This is a genomic window from Pseudomonas sp. DrBHI1, assembly GCF_002205115.1.
GTDB lineage: Bacteria > Pseudomonadota > Gammaproteobacteria > Pseudomonadales > Pseudomonadaceae > Aquipseudomonas > Aquipseudomonas mosselii.
Map to the genome: position 1 here is coordinate 76,289 of NZ_NIBE01000061.1, position 13,335 is coordinate 89,623.

General features: G+C 65.5%; 16 protein-coding genes. 13 read left to right on the forward strand and 3 right to left on the reverse strand.

What is annotated here, in order from left to right:
• Positions 1-69: 69 nt before the first annotated feature.
• The 9 genes from CC207_RS26770 (at position 70) to recX (ending at position 7,909) form a co-directional block, all read left to right on the forward strand.
• Positions 70-2,358, forward strand: a complete 2,289-nt coding sequence (locus CC207_RS26770) for a hypothetical protein (RefSeq protein WP_028690636.1) — start codon at positions 70-72, stop codon at positions 2,356-2,358.
• A 9-nt stretch (positions 2,359-2,367) separates the two neighbouring features.
• Positions 2,368-3,213: a phage tail protein gene (locus CC207_RS13875; protein ID WP_028690635.1), complete on the forward strand. Its 846-nt coding sequence runs from the start codon at positions 2,368-2,370 to the stop codon at positions 3,211-3,213.
• A complete protein-coding gene (locus CC207_RS13880; protein WP_028690634.1) occupies positions 3,188-3,394 on the forward strand; it encodes a tail protein X in 207 nt (68 codons plus the stop codon). The genes CC207_RS13875 and CC207_RS13880 overlap by 26 nt, the downstream gene beginning before the upstream one ends.
• A gap of 15 nt (positions 3,395-3,409) precedes the next feature.
• Positions 3,410-4,444: a phage late control D family protein gene (locus CC207_RS13885; RefSeq protein ID WP_088852266.1), complete on the forward strand. Its 1,035-nt coding sequence runs from the start codon at positions 3,410-3,412 to the stop codon at positions 4,442-4,444.
• A gap of 217 nt (positions 4,445-4,661) precedes the next feature.
• Positions 4,662-5,213 carry a glycoside hydrolase family 19 protein gene (locus CC207_RS13890; protein ID WP_062361266.1) on the forward strand — a complete coding sequence of 184 codons (552 nt, stop codon included), beginning with the start codon at positions 4,662-4,664 and terminating at the stop codon, positions 5,211-5,213.
• Between the two features lie 32 nt (positions 5,214-5,245).
• Positions 5,246-5,707 carry a lysis system i-spanin subunit Rz gene (locus CC207_RS13895; protein ID WP_051555675.1) on the forward strand — a complete coding sequence of 154 codons (462 nt, stop codon included), beginning with the start codon at positions 5,246-5,248 and terminating at the stop codon, positions 5,705-5,707.
• Positions 5,708-5,766: 59 nt separating this feature from the next.
• The gene (locus CC207_RS13900) at positions 5,767-6,249 is read left to right on the forward strand and encodes a CinA family protein (RefSeq protein ID WP_088852267.1); all 483 of its coding nucleotides are present in this window, start codon (positions 5,767-5,769) and stop codon (positions 6,247-6,249) included.
• 104 nt (positions 6,250-6,353) lie between these two features.
• Positions 6,354-7,430: a recombinase RecA gene (gene recA / locus CC207_RS13905; protein WP_028690616.1), complete on the forward strand. Its 1,077-nt coding sequence runs from the start codon at positions 6,354-6,356 to the stop codon at positions 7,428-7,430.
• An 8-nt stretch (positions 7,431-7,438) separates the two neighbouring features.
• Complete coding sequence (recX, locus tag CC207_RS13910) at positions 7,439-7,909, forward strand: recombination regulator RecX (RefSeq protein WP_028690615.1); 471 nt, start codon at positions 7,439-7,441, stop codon at positions 7,907-7,909.
• A 52-nt stretch (positions 7,910-7,961) separates the two neighbouring features.
• On the opposite strand, the gene CC207_RS13915 is transcribed toward recX, so the two are convergent.
• Positions 7,962-9,080 (reverse strand): LOG family protein, encoded by a 1,119-nt coding sequence (locus CC207_RS13915; protein WP_028690614.1) that lies wholly within the window; start codon positions 9,078-9,080, stop codon positions 7,962-7,964.
• A 303-nt stretch (positions 9,081-9,383) separates the two neighbouring features.
• Between CC207_RS13915 and CC207_RS13920 the strand changes: the two genes are divergently transcribed.
• The gene (locus CC207_RS13920) at positions 9,384-9,590 is read left to right on the forward strand and encodes a hypothetical protein (protein WP_028690613.1); all 207 of its coding nucleotides are present in this window, start codon (positions 9,384-9,386) and stop codon (positions 9,588-9,590) included.
• Between the two features lies 1 nt (position 9,591).
• Here the strand turns inward: CC207_RS13920 and CC207_RS13925 are convergent, their stop codons facing one another.
• On the reverse strand, positions 9,592-10,011 hold the full coding sequence (locus CC207_RS13925; protein WP_028690612.1) for a quorum-sensing-regulated virulence factor family protein: 420 nt from the start codon (positions 10,009-10,011) through the stop codon (positions 9,592-9,594).
• Between the two features lie 214 nt (positions 10,012-10,225).
• Between CC207_RS13925 and CC207_RS13930 the strand changes: the two genes are divergently transcribed.
• From CC207_RS13930 to CC207_RS13940, 3 genes are all read left to right on the forward strand, one after another.
• Positions 10,226-10,936, forward strand: a complete 711-nt coding sequence (locus CC207_RS13930) for a tRNA-uridine aminocarboxypropyltransferase (RefSeq protein ID WP_088852268.1) — start codon at positions 10,226-10,228, stop codon at positions 10,934-10,936.
• 257 nt (positions 10,937-11,193) lie between these two features.
• Positions 11,194-11,844, forward strand: coding sequence for a response regulator transcription factor ErdR (gene erdR / locus CC207_RS13935; protein ID WP_028690610.1), 651 nt, complete (start codon positions 11,194-11,196; stop codon positions 11,842-11,844).
• Between the two features lie 77 nt (positions 11,845-11,921).
• Complete coding sequence (locus CC207_RS13940) at positions 11,922-12,287, forward strand: diacylglycerol kinase (protein WP_028690609.1); 366 nt, start codon at positions 11,922-11,924, stop codon at positions 12,285-12,287.
• A gap of 4 nt (positions 12,288-12,291) precedes the next feature.
• Here CC207_RS13940 and finR read toward each other — a convergent pair whose 3' ends face one another.
• A complete protein-coding gene (gene finR, locus CC207_RS13945; protein ID WP_028690608.1) occupies positions 12,292-13,218 on the reverse strand; it encodes a LysR family transcriptional regulator FinR in 927 nt (308 codons plus the stop codon).
• Positions 13,219-13,335 lie beyond the last annotated feature (117 nt).

Consider the following 13,335-nt stretch of genomic DNA (forward strand, 5'->3'; position numbering starts at 1 on the left):
CCAGCGAAATCATGACCATGTCGTACAGCGACATGGTCTGGTGGCTGGCGGAGTGACAAGGAGCAAGCCATGGCGAACACACAGGTGTTCACCCTCGGCGTCACCAGCGACCAGGCATTGGGCAGGTCCGTCGACAGCTTGCGTGGCCAGGTCGAGCGCCTGCGCAGGCAAGCGGACGGTACCCGGCTCGGGCGGTTGATCGGCGAGGTCATCCGCCTGGGGCTCGAGCTGGACAAGGTGGGCCAGGCCGAAAGGCAGCTGGATAACGACCAGGCATGGACACATAAGGCGCAGATCGACCGATTACGCCGTGAGGGGAACGAGGTCGAGCGCTTGCGCAGGCTTTACCTGTCACTTGGGCGCAAGCCGCTGGAACTGCGTGCGATGGCGGTGGCCTCGAGCGCGCCCACCGCCAAGGAGTCACCAGCCCCGACGTTGGAGCTGCGCAAGGCGGCCTTGCTGGAGGGGACGAGTCCCGCGCCACGGCCGGCCCGGGGTGATCCGCCCGAGGCGCGCAGCGCGGAGCAGGGGCGTGTGCCTCTGGAGTCGGCGAATGCGGGTTTGGCGGTGCTCAAGGCTGGAGCGGTCGGTGCCGGTACTGTCGCTGTAGCCGCTGGCACTGCCTGGGGAGCACGTTCGTATTATCAAAGCCGAACGTCCGAAAGACAAAGCGAGATCACCAAGGGCTTGAAGGAGAACGGTGGCAAGGCTGCCGCCAAGGGCCTCACCAAGCTTGGCTTGGTCATGCTCAAGGACAAGGGCGAGGACAAGGCCGAGGCCGCAGGCGCAGCGCTTGGAGGCGTACTCGGCAACCTGGGAGCGGAGCTCCTGGGCGGCCTGACCAAGAACAAGCAGATCCAGAAGTACGGTGGTGAGATCGGCGAAATGATCGGCGAAGGTGTCGGCGGATTTTTTGGCAAAAAAGTCTTCGGCTGGTTCTCCGATACGCCCGCCGCCAACGATGCACCAGGCAAGGACAAGGCCGCGGCTGACGCTTCAGCTCAACGTTCTGTCGATGCACCCGAGGGGACCGCCACGCCGTCAGAGCAGACCCAAAGCGCCGCACCCGAGAGCGCTGCTGCAACGCAAGAACGCCCCCCCGAAGGGCCCGCCAATGGCGCTCGGGAGATCGTGAAGGGCGGATTGATCGCGGCAGGCGCACTGGGCGGTACCGCGTTTGCCGCCTGGGGCGCGCGGACCTACCAAGGGCAATCTCCCGACCGACGCAGCGAGATCACCAGCGGTCTCAGGGAGAACGGTGGCAAGGCCGCCGCCAAGGGCGTCACAAAGCTTGGCCTGGCCGTGCTCAAGGACAAGAGCGAGGACCAGGCCGAGGCGGTAGGCGCCGCTTTTGGCAGTGTACTGGGAAGCTTTGGGGCGGAACTGCTCGGAGGTGTGACCAAGAACAAGCGGATCCAGAAGTACGGCGGTGAGATTGGCGAAATGATCGGTGAAGGTCTCGGCGGCCTGGCTGGCAAGACGCTCCATGGATTGTTCTCCGACAAGCCCACCGCCAACGACGCTCCTGCCGACAAGGCAAAGACTCCTGCCGCTCGCATGCCGAAAGCGGGTGACGATGCCGAGGAGCCGGAGGAAGAGGAGGAGGAAGAAGAGGTCGACGAAGCCGAGGACGAGGCGGCCTTCTTCGAGGCCCAGGAAGCTGTCCAGGACAGACCGCCAGCCGCCGCATCGGCAGCCAGCGCAGCCGGACTCGCCAGTACTGCATTCACGGGCCAGGTGGGCAGGGCGGTGGCCGGCAATGCCGGCGCCTCGGTGGCAAGGCGAGTGTTCAGGCGCATTCCTGGTGCCAACTTGCTCGACACCGGCCTGCAACTTGCCGAGACCTACAACAGCGACGCCCCCCCCGAGCAGAAACTCGAGGGATATGGCACCGCCGTCGGTGGCCTCGGAGGCGGTTTGGCCGGTGCTGCGGCAGGTGCCGCCATCGGTTCGGTGGTGCCGGTGATCGGCACCGCGATCGGCGGCCTGATCGGTGGCGTGCTGGGCAGCATGGGTGGTGAAAGCATCGGTGGCTGGCTGGGCAAGGCGCTAGGTTCGGGCAAGGAAGAGCTCGCCGCCAAGCCGGGCCTGGGTGAGGCAGCACGGGTAATGGATAGCCCTGCGCCACAGCCGCCGCTACCCGCGCCACCGGTAGCGACGGCCACGCCAGCGGTCCCGCCCGCGCCGATCAACCAGCAATTCACCTTCACCGCCAACATGCCGGTCACGTTCAGCAACAGCCTCGATGACCCTTCGGTGTTGCAACAGCTGGAGGCCATCGCCCGTCGCCAGCTCGAGGAACTCATGCGCCAGGCCCGTTCCGCGCAGTTGGCCGACACCCCACATATCGCACTTTAAGGAGGATCCATGACCTATCTGGAGCAGCTGCAAGCCACGCTGCACGCCCTGGTCAAGGCGGGAGAGGCAGGGCGTCGGCGTGCCGACGCCATGCTCGATCCGATGAACGACGCGATCGTCCATATACAGGGCGCGGTGGGTGAGCTGGAAGGCTTGCCGGTGGTCGGCCCGATCATCGGGGCCAAGCTGCAGCGCACCATGCGCGCAATCACCAACGCCCAGGCCCGGGTTGCCAAGGTGGTGGCCAAGTACGACCAGGCGGTGGCGGTGGTGCGCCAGGTGCGTGATCGCATCGACGGCTTCGCCGCCCATGCCGCCAAGGCCGGTGCGGCGATTCGCCGTGTGGTGGGGGAGGTGCGCTCGACCGTCAATGGCGTGCTGTCGACGCTGGGTTTCGCGCCCGAGGCGACGCCGGCCGCCGAAGCGGTCAAGCCGTTCCCGCACTTGCTGGTGCTGCAACCGCTCAAGGCGGGCGCGGCGCCGTACTACTTCAACCTGGACACCGCCGCCTTCGACCAGCTGCGCCGACAGACGCGCTTTCGCTGGGCCGGGCAGGAGCGCCTGAGCCGCGCGAACGCCCAGCAGGCGGTCAGCCTGGGCGAGGAGAGCATCAACATCCGTGGCGCGATCTTCCCCGGGTTCAAGGGCGGCCTGGGCCAGTTGCAGACGCTGCGCAGCATCGGCCGCCAGCTGCTGCCGCTGTCATTGACCACCGGTTACGGCGAGGTGCTCGGCACCTGGTGCCTGACCAGCATCGAGGAGGAGCAGAGCGTCCTGCTGGCCGGCGGCATTCCGCGCAAACAAGGGTTTTCACTGGAGTTCGTGAGCTATGGCCAAGACCTGCACAACGTCTGAGGGCGACCTGCTCGATACGCTCTGCCAGCACTACTACGGCCACTTGGCCGGTACGGTCGAGGCCGTGCTGGATGCCAACCAGGGGCTGGCGGACGAGGCGCAGCCGTTTCGCGCCGGGGTGAGGATCCTGTTGCCGGAACTGCCGATGACGACGAGCGATACCGTGCAACTGTGGGACTGATCTGGAGCCTCAATCGTGCAACCCCAATTTCGTATCACCGCCGATGGCAACGATATTACCACCCTGATCAACGACCGTTTGCTGCTGCTGCGCACCACCGACAAGCCGGGCCTGGAGTCCGATGAGTTCGAACTGCGCCTCGATGCGCGGGACGGCGTCCTGGCCTTGCCAGCCAGGGGCGCAATGCTCGAAGTGCACCTGGGTTACGCCGGGCAGCCATTGAACCGCCTGGGCCGCTACACCGTGGACGAGGTCGAGCTGTCCGGACCGCCGGACACCCTGGTGATCCGCGGCAAGGCCAGCGACCTGCGTGGCAGCGGCAAGACCATCCGCAGCGGCAGCTGGGAGAACGCGACGCTGCAGCGCATCGTCGCCGAGATCGGTGCCCGCAATGGCTGGCAGGCGGTGTGCCCGGTGGCCGTGCAGGTGCCGCGGGTCGACCAGTACAGCGAGTCGGACTTCAACTTCATCACCCGCCTGGCGCGCCTGCACGACTGCACCGCCAAGCTCGCCAACGGTCAGCTGCTGGTGCTGCCGCGCCAGGGCGGTCAGAGTGCCAGCGGCAAGCCCCTAGGGGTGATCGGCATTGCCCGCAACGAGGTCAGCCAGTGGCAGTTTCGCCTGGCTGACAAGAGTACCCACAAGGCCGTCAGGACCCGCCACCAGGACAGCGCCAGCGGGCGCCTGCAGGCGGTGGAACTGGTCAATGACGATGCGCCGGACGGCCTGCAGCCGGTCTACACCGACCGCCACCTGTACCCCAACCGCGCGGCGGCGGAGCAGGCAGCCCGCGCCCGGCTGGCCAGCTTCAACCGCGACACCGCCAGCGTGCGCCTGGACATGCCCGGGCGCACCGACCTGTTCGCCGAGCGCGCCATCGATGTCCAGGGCTTCCTGGCTGGGCTCGATGGGCACTACCTGATCGAGTCGGTCGAGCAGGTGTTCACCAGCAGCGGCTGGCGCACCACCGTGCAGTGCAACGGCGGCCGCCAGGGCAAGGCCAAGGCCAAGGGTTCCGCGCCTCGGCGGGCGGGTTCGCTCAAGGCCTGAGACAGGGCGGTGAGGGTTTCCCGATGCCTGCCGGCGGTGGCGCTCCCTATAGTCGCTGTCAGCCGGCCGCATCACCCTGTTTCCGAGCTCCAGATCAGGTGCGGCGCTCGCCATACCTTGAATCCTGTGAAAGCCACGCGCTTCGAGCCATCGCCCATGAGCGAGCCACAGGCGGCACCGGCCGCCTTTCGATCAGACCGCAATGGAGAATGCACCGATGCCGCTCACTGAACAGCAACTCAAGCAGATCTACCCGCTCGCCGGCCAACGCGTCGCCGCCTTCCTGCCGGCGCTGAACACGGCCATGGCCAACTGGGAGATCGACCACCCCAAACGCATTGCCGCGTTCCTGGCCCAGGTCGGCCATGAGTCCGGTCAGCTGCGCTACGTCAAGGAACTGGGCGGCGACCGCTATCTGGCCCGCTACGACACCGGCAGCCTGGCCTTGCGCCTGGGCAATACGCCCGAAGCCGACGGCGATGGCCAGCGCTATTGCGGCCGTGGCCTGATCCAGGTGACCGGACGCAACAACTACCAGGCCTGCAGCCGTGCGCTGTTCGGCGACGAACGCCTGCTGGCGCAACCGCAGATGCTCGAGCAGCCGCGCTGGGCCTGCGAATCGGCGGCCTGGTTCTGGCACTCGCGCGGGCTCAACGCCCTGGCCGACCAGGGCGAGTTCAACCGCATCACCCGGCATATCAACGGCGGCCTGAACGGCTTGTCGGAGCGCCTCGAACTGTGGACGCGGGCGCGGGAGGTGCTGTGCTGAGCCGCCTGCAACTGGCGCTGTGCCTCGGGCTGATGGCGTTGTCCGCGGCACTGGCCTGGCAGCTGCAGGGCTGGCGCCTCGGACGTCAGCTGGCCGAGCAGGAACAGGCGCTGGTGCAGCAGCGCCTTGACCAGGCCGAGGCGCTGCACGGCCTGCTGCTCGCCGAACGCGATCAGCGCCAGGACCTCGAACAACGCCTGCATGACAGTGAAACGAAGCATTTCCAGGAGCTGACCAATGCCCAACAGACTCAGGCTCGCCTGCGTGACCGCCTTGCTACTGCCGATCTGCGCCTGTCGGTCCTGGTCGAGCGCGACACCGCCTGTGCCCCAGTGCCTGCCGCCGCCGGCGCCAGCGGCGTGGATCATGGCCCCGTACGCGCCAGACTTGACCCGGCGCATGCTCGACGAATTGTCGCCATCACCGACGACGGCGACCGTGGACTGATCGCCCTGCGGGCGTGTCAGGCCTATATCCGTGCGCTGTCGCCCTGAGTGCTTGCCAGCAGGGGCGGGAGTGGTAGGGTAGGGCGCAGTCTTGCCAGGAGCTAGCCATGGACCCGATCACCGTACTCTCCGCCCGCCTGGGCGAACACCTGCGGCGCTTCAACGCCCAGGTGAGCACCGCTGAATCCTGCACCGGCGGCGGCATCGCCGAGGCGATCACCCGCATCCCCGGCAGTTCGGCCTGGTTCGAGGCCGGCTATGTCACCTATTCCAATGCCCAGAAAACCCGCCAGTTGGGCGTCCCCGAGGCGTTGTTCGCCCAGGTGGGGGCGGTCAGCCAGGAAGTGGTCGAGGCCATGGTGCGGGGCGCCCAGGCCGCCAGCGGAGCGCGCTTCGCGGTGGCGGTCAGTGGCGTGGCCGGGCCAGACGGCGGTTCGCCGGCCAAGCCGGTGGGCACGGTGTGGCTGGCCTGGGCTGACGGAACCCACGTGAGCAGCGAGCGCCGGCACTTCGACGGCGACCGCGAAGCGGTGCGCCGACAGACGGTGATCGCCGCGTTAGACGGCTTGTTACAGCTTGGTGCGGAGTAAATCGCCCGACGGGGGTTTGCGGAAACGAATCGCTGTGGAATAATACTGGCTACTTATACAGTTATTCCGGCCGTCAGGGCCACGTCGAACACGTGAGGATTTCAATGGACGACAACAAGAAGCGCGCCTTGGCTGCGGCCCTGGGTCAAATCGAACGCCAATTCGGCAAGGGTGCGGTCATGCGCATGGGCGACCACGAGCGCCAGGCCATTCCTGCCATCTCCACCGGTTCCCTCGGCCTGGACATCGCCCTGGGCATCGGCGGCCTGCCGAAAGGCCGTATCGTCGAGATCTACGGCCCGGAATCCTCGGGTAAAACCACGCTGACCCTGTCGGTCATCGCCGAAGCCCAGAAGAACGGCGCCACCTGCGCCTTCGTCGACGCCGAGCACGCCCTCGACCCTGAGTACGCCGGCAAGCTGGGCGTCAACGTCGACGACCTGCTGGTCTCGCAGCCGGACACCGGCGAACAGGCCCTGGAAATCACCGACATGCTGGTGCGCTCCAACGCCGTCGACGTGATCATCGTCGACTCCGTGGCCGCCCTGGTGCCGAAGGCCGAGATCGAAGGCGAGATGGGCGACATGCACGTCGGCCTGCAGGCCCGCCTGATGTCCCAGGCCCTGCGCAAGATCACCGGTAACATCAAGAACGCCAACTGCCTGGTCATCTTCATCAACCAGATCCGTATGAAGATCGGCGTGATGTTTGGCAGCCCGGAAACCACCACCGGTGGTAACGCCCTGAAGTTCTACGCCTCGGTGCGCCTGGACATCCGCCGTACCGGCGCGGTCAAGGAAGGCGACGAAGTGGTCGGTAGCGAAACCCGCGTCAAGATCGTCAAGAACAAGGTTTCGCCACCGTTCCGTCAGGCCGAGTTCCAGATCCTCTACGGCAAGGGCATCTACCGCAACGGCGAGATCATCGACCTGGGTGTGTCCCAAGGCCTGGTGGAAAAATCCGGTGCCTGGTACAGCTACCAGGGCAACAAAATCGGTCAAGGCAAGGCCAACGCCGCCAAGTACCTGCAAGAGAACCCGGCCATTGGCAGCGAGATCGAGAAGCAAATTCGCGACAAGCTGCTGACCGCGGGTGCCGCCGCCGCTGCAGCAGCTGCCGCCAAGGCCGGTGCAGCCGAAGCCGATGCCGACGACCTGGCTGACGCCGACGCCGGTTATTGATTGGCCCCATGTCCGTCGTACTCGACACCCCCGTCGCCGTTCGGCGGACAGCCATGGACCTGCTCGCTCGCCGCGAGCATGGTCGCGTCGAGCTGACGCGCAAGCTGCGTCAGCGTGGCGCACCGGACGAGCTGATCGAGCCTGCGCTCGATCGGCTGGCCGAAGAAGGGCTGCTCAGTGAGGCCCGCTATCTGGAAAGCTTCATCCGCTACCGGTCCAGTGCCGGCTACGGCCCCGCGCGAATTCGCGAGGAGCTTGGCCAACGCGGCTTGAACCGTGGCGATATCGACCAGGCCCTGCGCGACAGCGAAGTGGACTGGGCGACGCAACTGCGTGATGTCTGGCAGCGCAAGTTCGCCGGGCAACGCCCGCAAGATCCACGCAGCCGGGCGCAGCAGACACGTTTTCTCGCCTACCGTGGTTTCCCCATGGACATGATCGGCCGGCTGCTCAGCGGTCGTGATCTCGACGATTATTGATGCCCTGTACGGCTGACACCCATGCGTGTCAGCCGTACAGGGCATTTTGCGTTCAGCTGACCCGCAAGGCTTCCCGGGCGCGCTGGGTGGTGTGCATCGGCTGGGGTTTGGCCCAGTTCTCCGGCAGATTGATGAAGTCGACCAGTTCGCGCAGGCGGCCCTGGTCGCGGCCGTTGAAGGCAAAGGTCAGGCGCGTCAGGTGGCTGAAGTTGCCTTCCTCGTGTTCGGCGCCGCTGTCCGGTTGCTGGTGGTACCTGCCGCTCAGGCGCAGGTCGGCGAAGCCTTCTTCCACATCATGCAGGGCCGCCTCGCTCAAGGGGTGGTGCATGCGGATCACGAACTGGCTCTTCAGCCAGCGGCTGGAGTGGTAGTTGCTGTAGAACTGGTTGATCTCCTCGACCGCCTCGTCGGCGCTGTGCACCAGGCGCACCAGCTTGAGGTCGCTGGGCAGGATATAGCGGTTCTCTTCGAGCTGGCGGCTGATGAAGGCCAGGGCGTCCTGCCAGAAACTGCCGCCGGGCGAGTCGAGCAGCACCACCGGCACCAACGGGCTCTTGCCGGTCTGGATCAGCGTCAGCACCTCCAGCGCCTCGTCGAGGGTGCCGAAGCCGCCGGGGCAGAGCACCAGCGCGTCGGCTTCCTTGACGAAGAACAGCTTGCGGATGAAGAAGAAATGGAACGGCAGCAGCTTGTCGGTGCCATTGACCGTGGCATTGGCGTGCTGTTCGAACGGCAGGGTGATGTTGAAGCCCAGGCTGTGGTCGGTGCCGGCGCCTTCATGGGCGGCGGCCATGATGCCGCCACCGGCGCCGGTGATGACCATCAGGTCCGAACGCGCCAGCGTCGCGCCCAGCTCCCGGGCCAGGGCGTACATGGGGTGTTCCATTGGTGTGCGCGCCGAACCGAATACGGTGACTTTGCGCCGCCCCTTGTAGTGCTCGAGGGTGCGGAAGGAGTGGTCGAGCTCGCGCAGGGCCTGCAGGGTGATCTTGGCGTTCCAGCGGTTGCGGTCGTCGTGGGCCATGCGCAGTACGGTCAGCAGCATGTCGCGGTACAGCGGCAGGTTGGGACTGTTCGGCGCGACCAGTTGCAGTTGTTCGTCGATCTTGCTCAGGTCGATGCCGTTGTCCCTGAAATGGTTGAACAGCAGCTCGTTCGATTGGTAAGGCATTCAACGTCTCCTTCTGCAGCAAAACCTCTGACCGGGTCGATGGCGTGTCCCGGCCGCGACACTGCGTGTGTCGCTGGCTGCTGTGGCTCGAGTGTGCCCCCCGAGCGTTGCAGTAGGCCTTCAAGGCCATGTTGCAGTGGCAATTCCATCGCGTTGTCGTTGTTATGGGTACTCGATATCAATCTAGACGCTGGCGCGGCTTTGTGCCGCCACAGGCGCGCACTACCGCCGGTCAGGCGAAAGCCAGTGACGACAGGGCTTTGATTAACTGGGGGCAGTGAAGCGATACAGCGAGGTGACGGTATGCACCGGCTGGTGATCGAGGTGGATAGGCAACTGTTGCAGTTGCTCGAGTACGAGGCCAAGGCTCATCACCTGAGTCTTGAGGGGGAGTGCCTGCGCCGGCTGCAAGGGGCCGAGGCGCATTCGCGCTACTTGCAGGCCCTGCTGGCCGAGTTGCGCGCCGATGATGAGCAGCGGCGCGCCAGTAACAGCGATCAGTTGGCTTGAATCACTTCTTCTTGTTGCCGGCCGCGCAGCTGGCGGCGTCGAAGGCCTGGTCCATGACCGGCTGGTTGGTCTTGTAGACAGTGAAGCGGTAGACCATTACGGCACCCTTGGACATCAGCTGGCGGTAGCCGTTGTTACGGCACACGCTGTCACCCAGCTGGCTGCGAACCTGCGCGGGATTGGCCTGCATGCGCTGGGCGTGCTCCTGGCGTACGCTCAGGTGATTGACCAGTGCCTTGCCTTCGACGGTGTAGCCCTGGTCGAGGATGTCCTCGTTGATGGCACGCGGGGTGCCGACGCTGCTTTCCTTGGCGACCTTCTGCAGCATCTGGTTCAGCTCGTATTCCTGCTTGGACGCAGCCTGGGCGGCCAGGGGCAGGGCGAGCAGCAGGCTCAGGGTCGGGACGATAAGACGCAGCATGGATCTCTCCTGGTTCGATGACTGGCGCTTTGACCAGCGCCGACGGGCGGCGTTCCATGAAACCGCAGGGTTTCCAGGCCGCCAGGACCTGCGATTATAAAGGAGCGGCGCCGCTGGCTGCACGGCAAATGACGTGGGCTCTGGTAGACTGGGCGCCTTGTTTTCATCGAGTCGTCGCCGTGCCCCTCCCACTTCCCTGCCAAGGCCTGCTGCCATGAGCCACGCGGTAGCGCGCCTACGCGCCGAACGCCTGGCGCGCAGCATCAAACCCTTTGTCGCCCGAGGCTCGCGCGCCGAGCGTTGCCCGGATTGCCGGGTGATCGCCACGCACTGCCTGTGCGCCTGGAAACCCCGGGTGCCGGCCGAGTCCGGCATGTGCCTGCTGATGCACGATACCGAGCCGCTGAAGCCGACCAACACCGGTTGGTTGATCGCCGATGTGATCGAGGACACCTCGGCCTTCGGCTGGCTGCGCACCTCGGTGGACGAGGGGCTGCTGGCGCTGCTGGACGATCCCCGCTGGCAGCCCTACATCGTCTTTCCGGGCGAGTTAGTCAAGGAAGATCGGGTGGTCAGCGAAGTCGTGCGCGAGCCGGGCAAGCGCCCGTTGTTCATCTTGCTCGACGCCACCTGGACCGAGGCGCGCAAGATGTTCCGCAAGAGCCCTTACCTCGATCGCTTCCCGGTGCTGAGCCTGCAGCCCGAGCAGATGTCGCGCTACCGCCTGCGCCGTTCCAAGCGTGATGACCACTTCTGCACCGCCGAAGTGGCCGCCATGTGCCTGGAACTGGCCGGCGACGGCCAGGCTTCGCAGGCCCTGGACGCCTACCTGGACGTCTTCAGCCTGCACTACCTCAGTGGCAAGCGGCGCCTGCCGCTGGACGAGCAGGACGAGGTCCACCAGCGTTTGCATACCTTCCTATAGTCCAAGGGGCAGGCGCGACGGATTGGTTCATACTGTCGGGGCTGGCAGCCAGGGTAGGCGGGTTCGACCGGGCAAGTGGCTTGACCACCCGGGGCGTGCTCGGCATCCTTGGCGCCGCTTCGGGCACGACGAAGCTGCTGTTATCCCGGACTTTGCCGTGCCATCCCGGCCCGCGGCCCTGCCGTTCGCGCCATGAGTTGCCCGCCAGGCGTCTCCCGTATCCCCTGCGCCTGGCACAGAACAGGATCCATAGATCGATGGCCACATACGAAATCCTGATAGCCGATGACCACCCGCTGTTTCGCAGCGCACTGCGCCAGGCCGTTACCCTCGGTCTGGGCCCGGACGTGCGCCTGGTCGAGGTGGCGAGCATCGCCGAACTGGAAACCAGCCTCACCGAGAAAGCCGACTGGGACCTGGTCCTGCTGGACCTGAACATGCCCGGCGCCTATGGCTTCTCCGGCCTGGTCCTGCTGCGCGGCCAGTACCCGCAGATCCCGGTGGTGATGGTCTCGGCCCAGGAAGAGGCGGCCGTCGTGGTCAAGTCCCGCGAATTCGGCGCCAGCGGCTTCATCCCCAAGTCCAGCGAGCTCAGCAAGATCCAGGAAGCTGTGCGCAACGTGCTCGATGGCGATGTCTGGTGGCCGCCGCAGGCATTCGACAAGGTCGATGTGTCGGCCGAGGCCAAGGCCGCCAGCGAAGGCCTGGCCAGCCTCACCCCGCAGCAGTTCCGCGTGCTGACCATGGTCTGCGAAGGGCTGCTGAACAAGCAGATCGCCTATGAACTGAACGTTTCCGAGGCGACCATCAAGGCCCACGTGACGGCGATCTTCCGCAAGCTGGGGGTGCGCACGCGGACCCAGGCGGCGCTGCTGTTGCAACAACTTGAATCGGTTTCGGCCAGCTAAGTACCCGTGCATTCACGCTTTTTTGACTCAGGCTGGACTAGCCTTCGGGCCTTTCTCCGGTGAAGTGACGGACACACATGTCGCCATTCAAAGGCCAGACCGGCCTCAAACGTATCGTCAACGCCGCCAGCTATTCGCTGGACGGCCTGCGCACCGCCTTCAAGGGCGAGGCCGCCTTCCGGCAGCTGGTGCTGCTCAACGTGGTGCTGGTGCCGCTGGCCTTCTGGCTGCCGGTCAGCCGCGGTGAGCGGGCGATCCTCATTGCCGTGTGCCTGCTGGGGCTGATCGTCGAATTGCTCAATTCGGCGGTGGAGGCGGCCATCGACCGCATTTCCCTCGACCGCCACCCACTGTCGAAGAACGCCAAGGACATGGGCAGCGCCGCGCAGCTGGTGGCCATGAGCATGGTTGCGGTGGTCTGGGGTGTGATCCTGCTTGGTTGAACCTTCAAGCGATCGGCGGCAGCACGATTTCGTCGCTGCGCCGCACGCCTGCAGTAAAGCTGCGGCACAGTTCGAGGAACTCGCGCATGGCCGAGGTCTGGTACTTCTGTTTGTGCCAGATGAAGTAGAACTGCCGCGCCAGGTCCAGGGTCGGGGTCTCCACCGGTACCAGGCTGCCGCGGCGGAAAGCATCCCGCAGGGCCAGGCGTGAGATGCAGCCGATGCCCAGGCCCGACTCCACGGCGCGCTTGATCGCCTCGGTATGTTCCAGTTCCAGGCGGATGTTCAGGTTGGCACGGTGATGGCGCATGGCCTGGTCGAAGGTCAGGCGCGTGCCCGAGCCCTGCTCGCGCAGGATCCAGGCTTCATGGGATAACTGCTCGATACCGGCATGGCCGACCTTGGCCAGGGGATGCTGGGGCGCACAGAACACCACCAGCTCGTCCTCCACCCAGGGCTGAACCTCAAGATCGGGATGGTTGCAGTCACCTTCGATTAGACCCAGGTCAATTTCATAGTGGGCGACCTGTTGCACGATATGCGCGGTGTTCTGCACGTGCAGCTTGACCTGGCTTTCCGGGTGTACCTGCATGAAGCTGCCGATCAGCAGGGTGGCCAGGTAGTTGCCGATCGTCAGCGTGGCGCCGACGGCCAGCGAGCCGAACCCCGACTTGCCGTTGAGCAGGTCCTCGATCTCCTTGGCCTGGTCGAGCAGGGCCACGGCCTGGGGCAGCAGTTGATGGCCCAGAGCATTGAGACTCAGGCGCTTGCCGGCGCGGTCGAACAGCTGGCAGCTGGACTGGCGCTCCAGTTCGGTGATCGAGGTGCTGGCGGCCGATTGCGACAAGGCCAGCACGCCGGCGGCCCGGGACACGCTCTGGTGCTGGGCGACGGCGACGAATACCTGGAGCTGACGGAGTGTGAATCGCATATCTATATAACCGATAACACATATCTTGATAATTCAGTTAACAGATATTGTCGCTGCCCCTAAACTATCGCGCAACTGCGCGTCTTGCGCGCGCCGCGTTTTCCTTCAGGAGCCCCA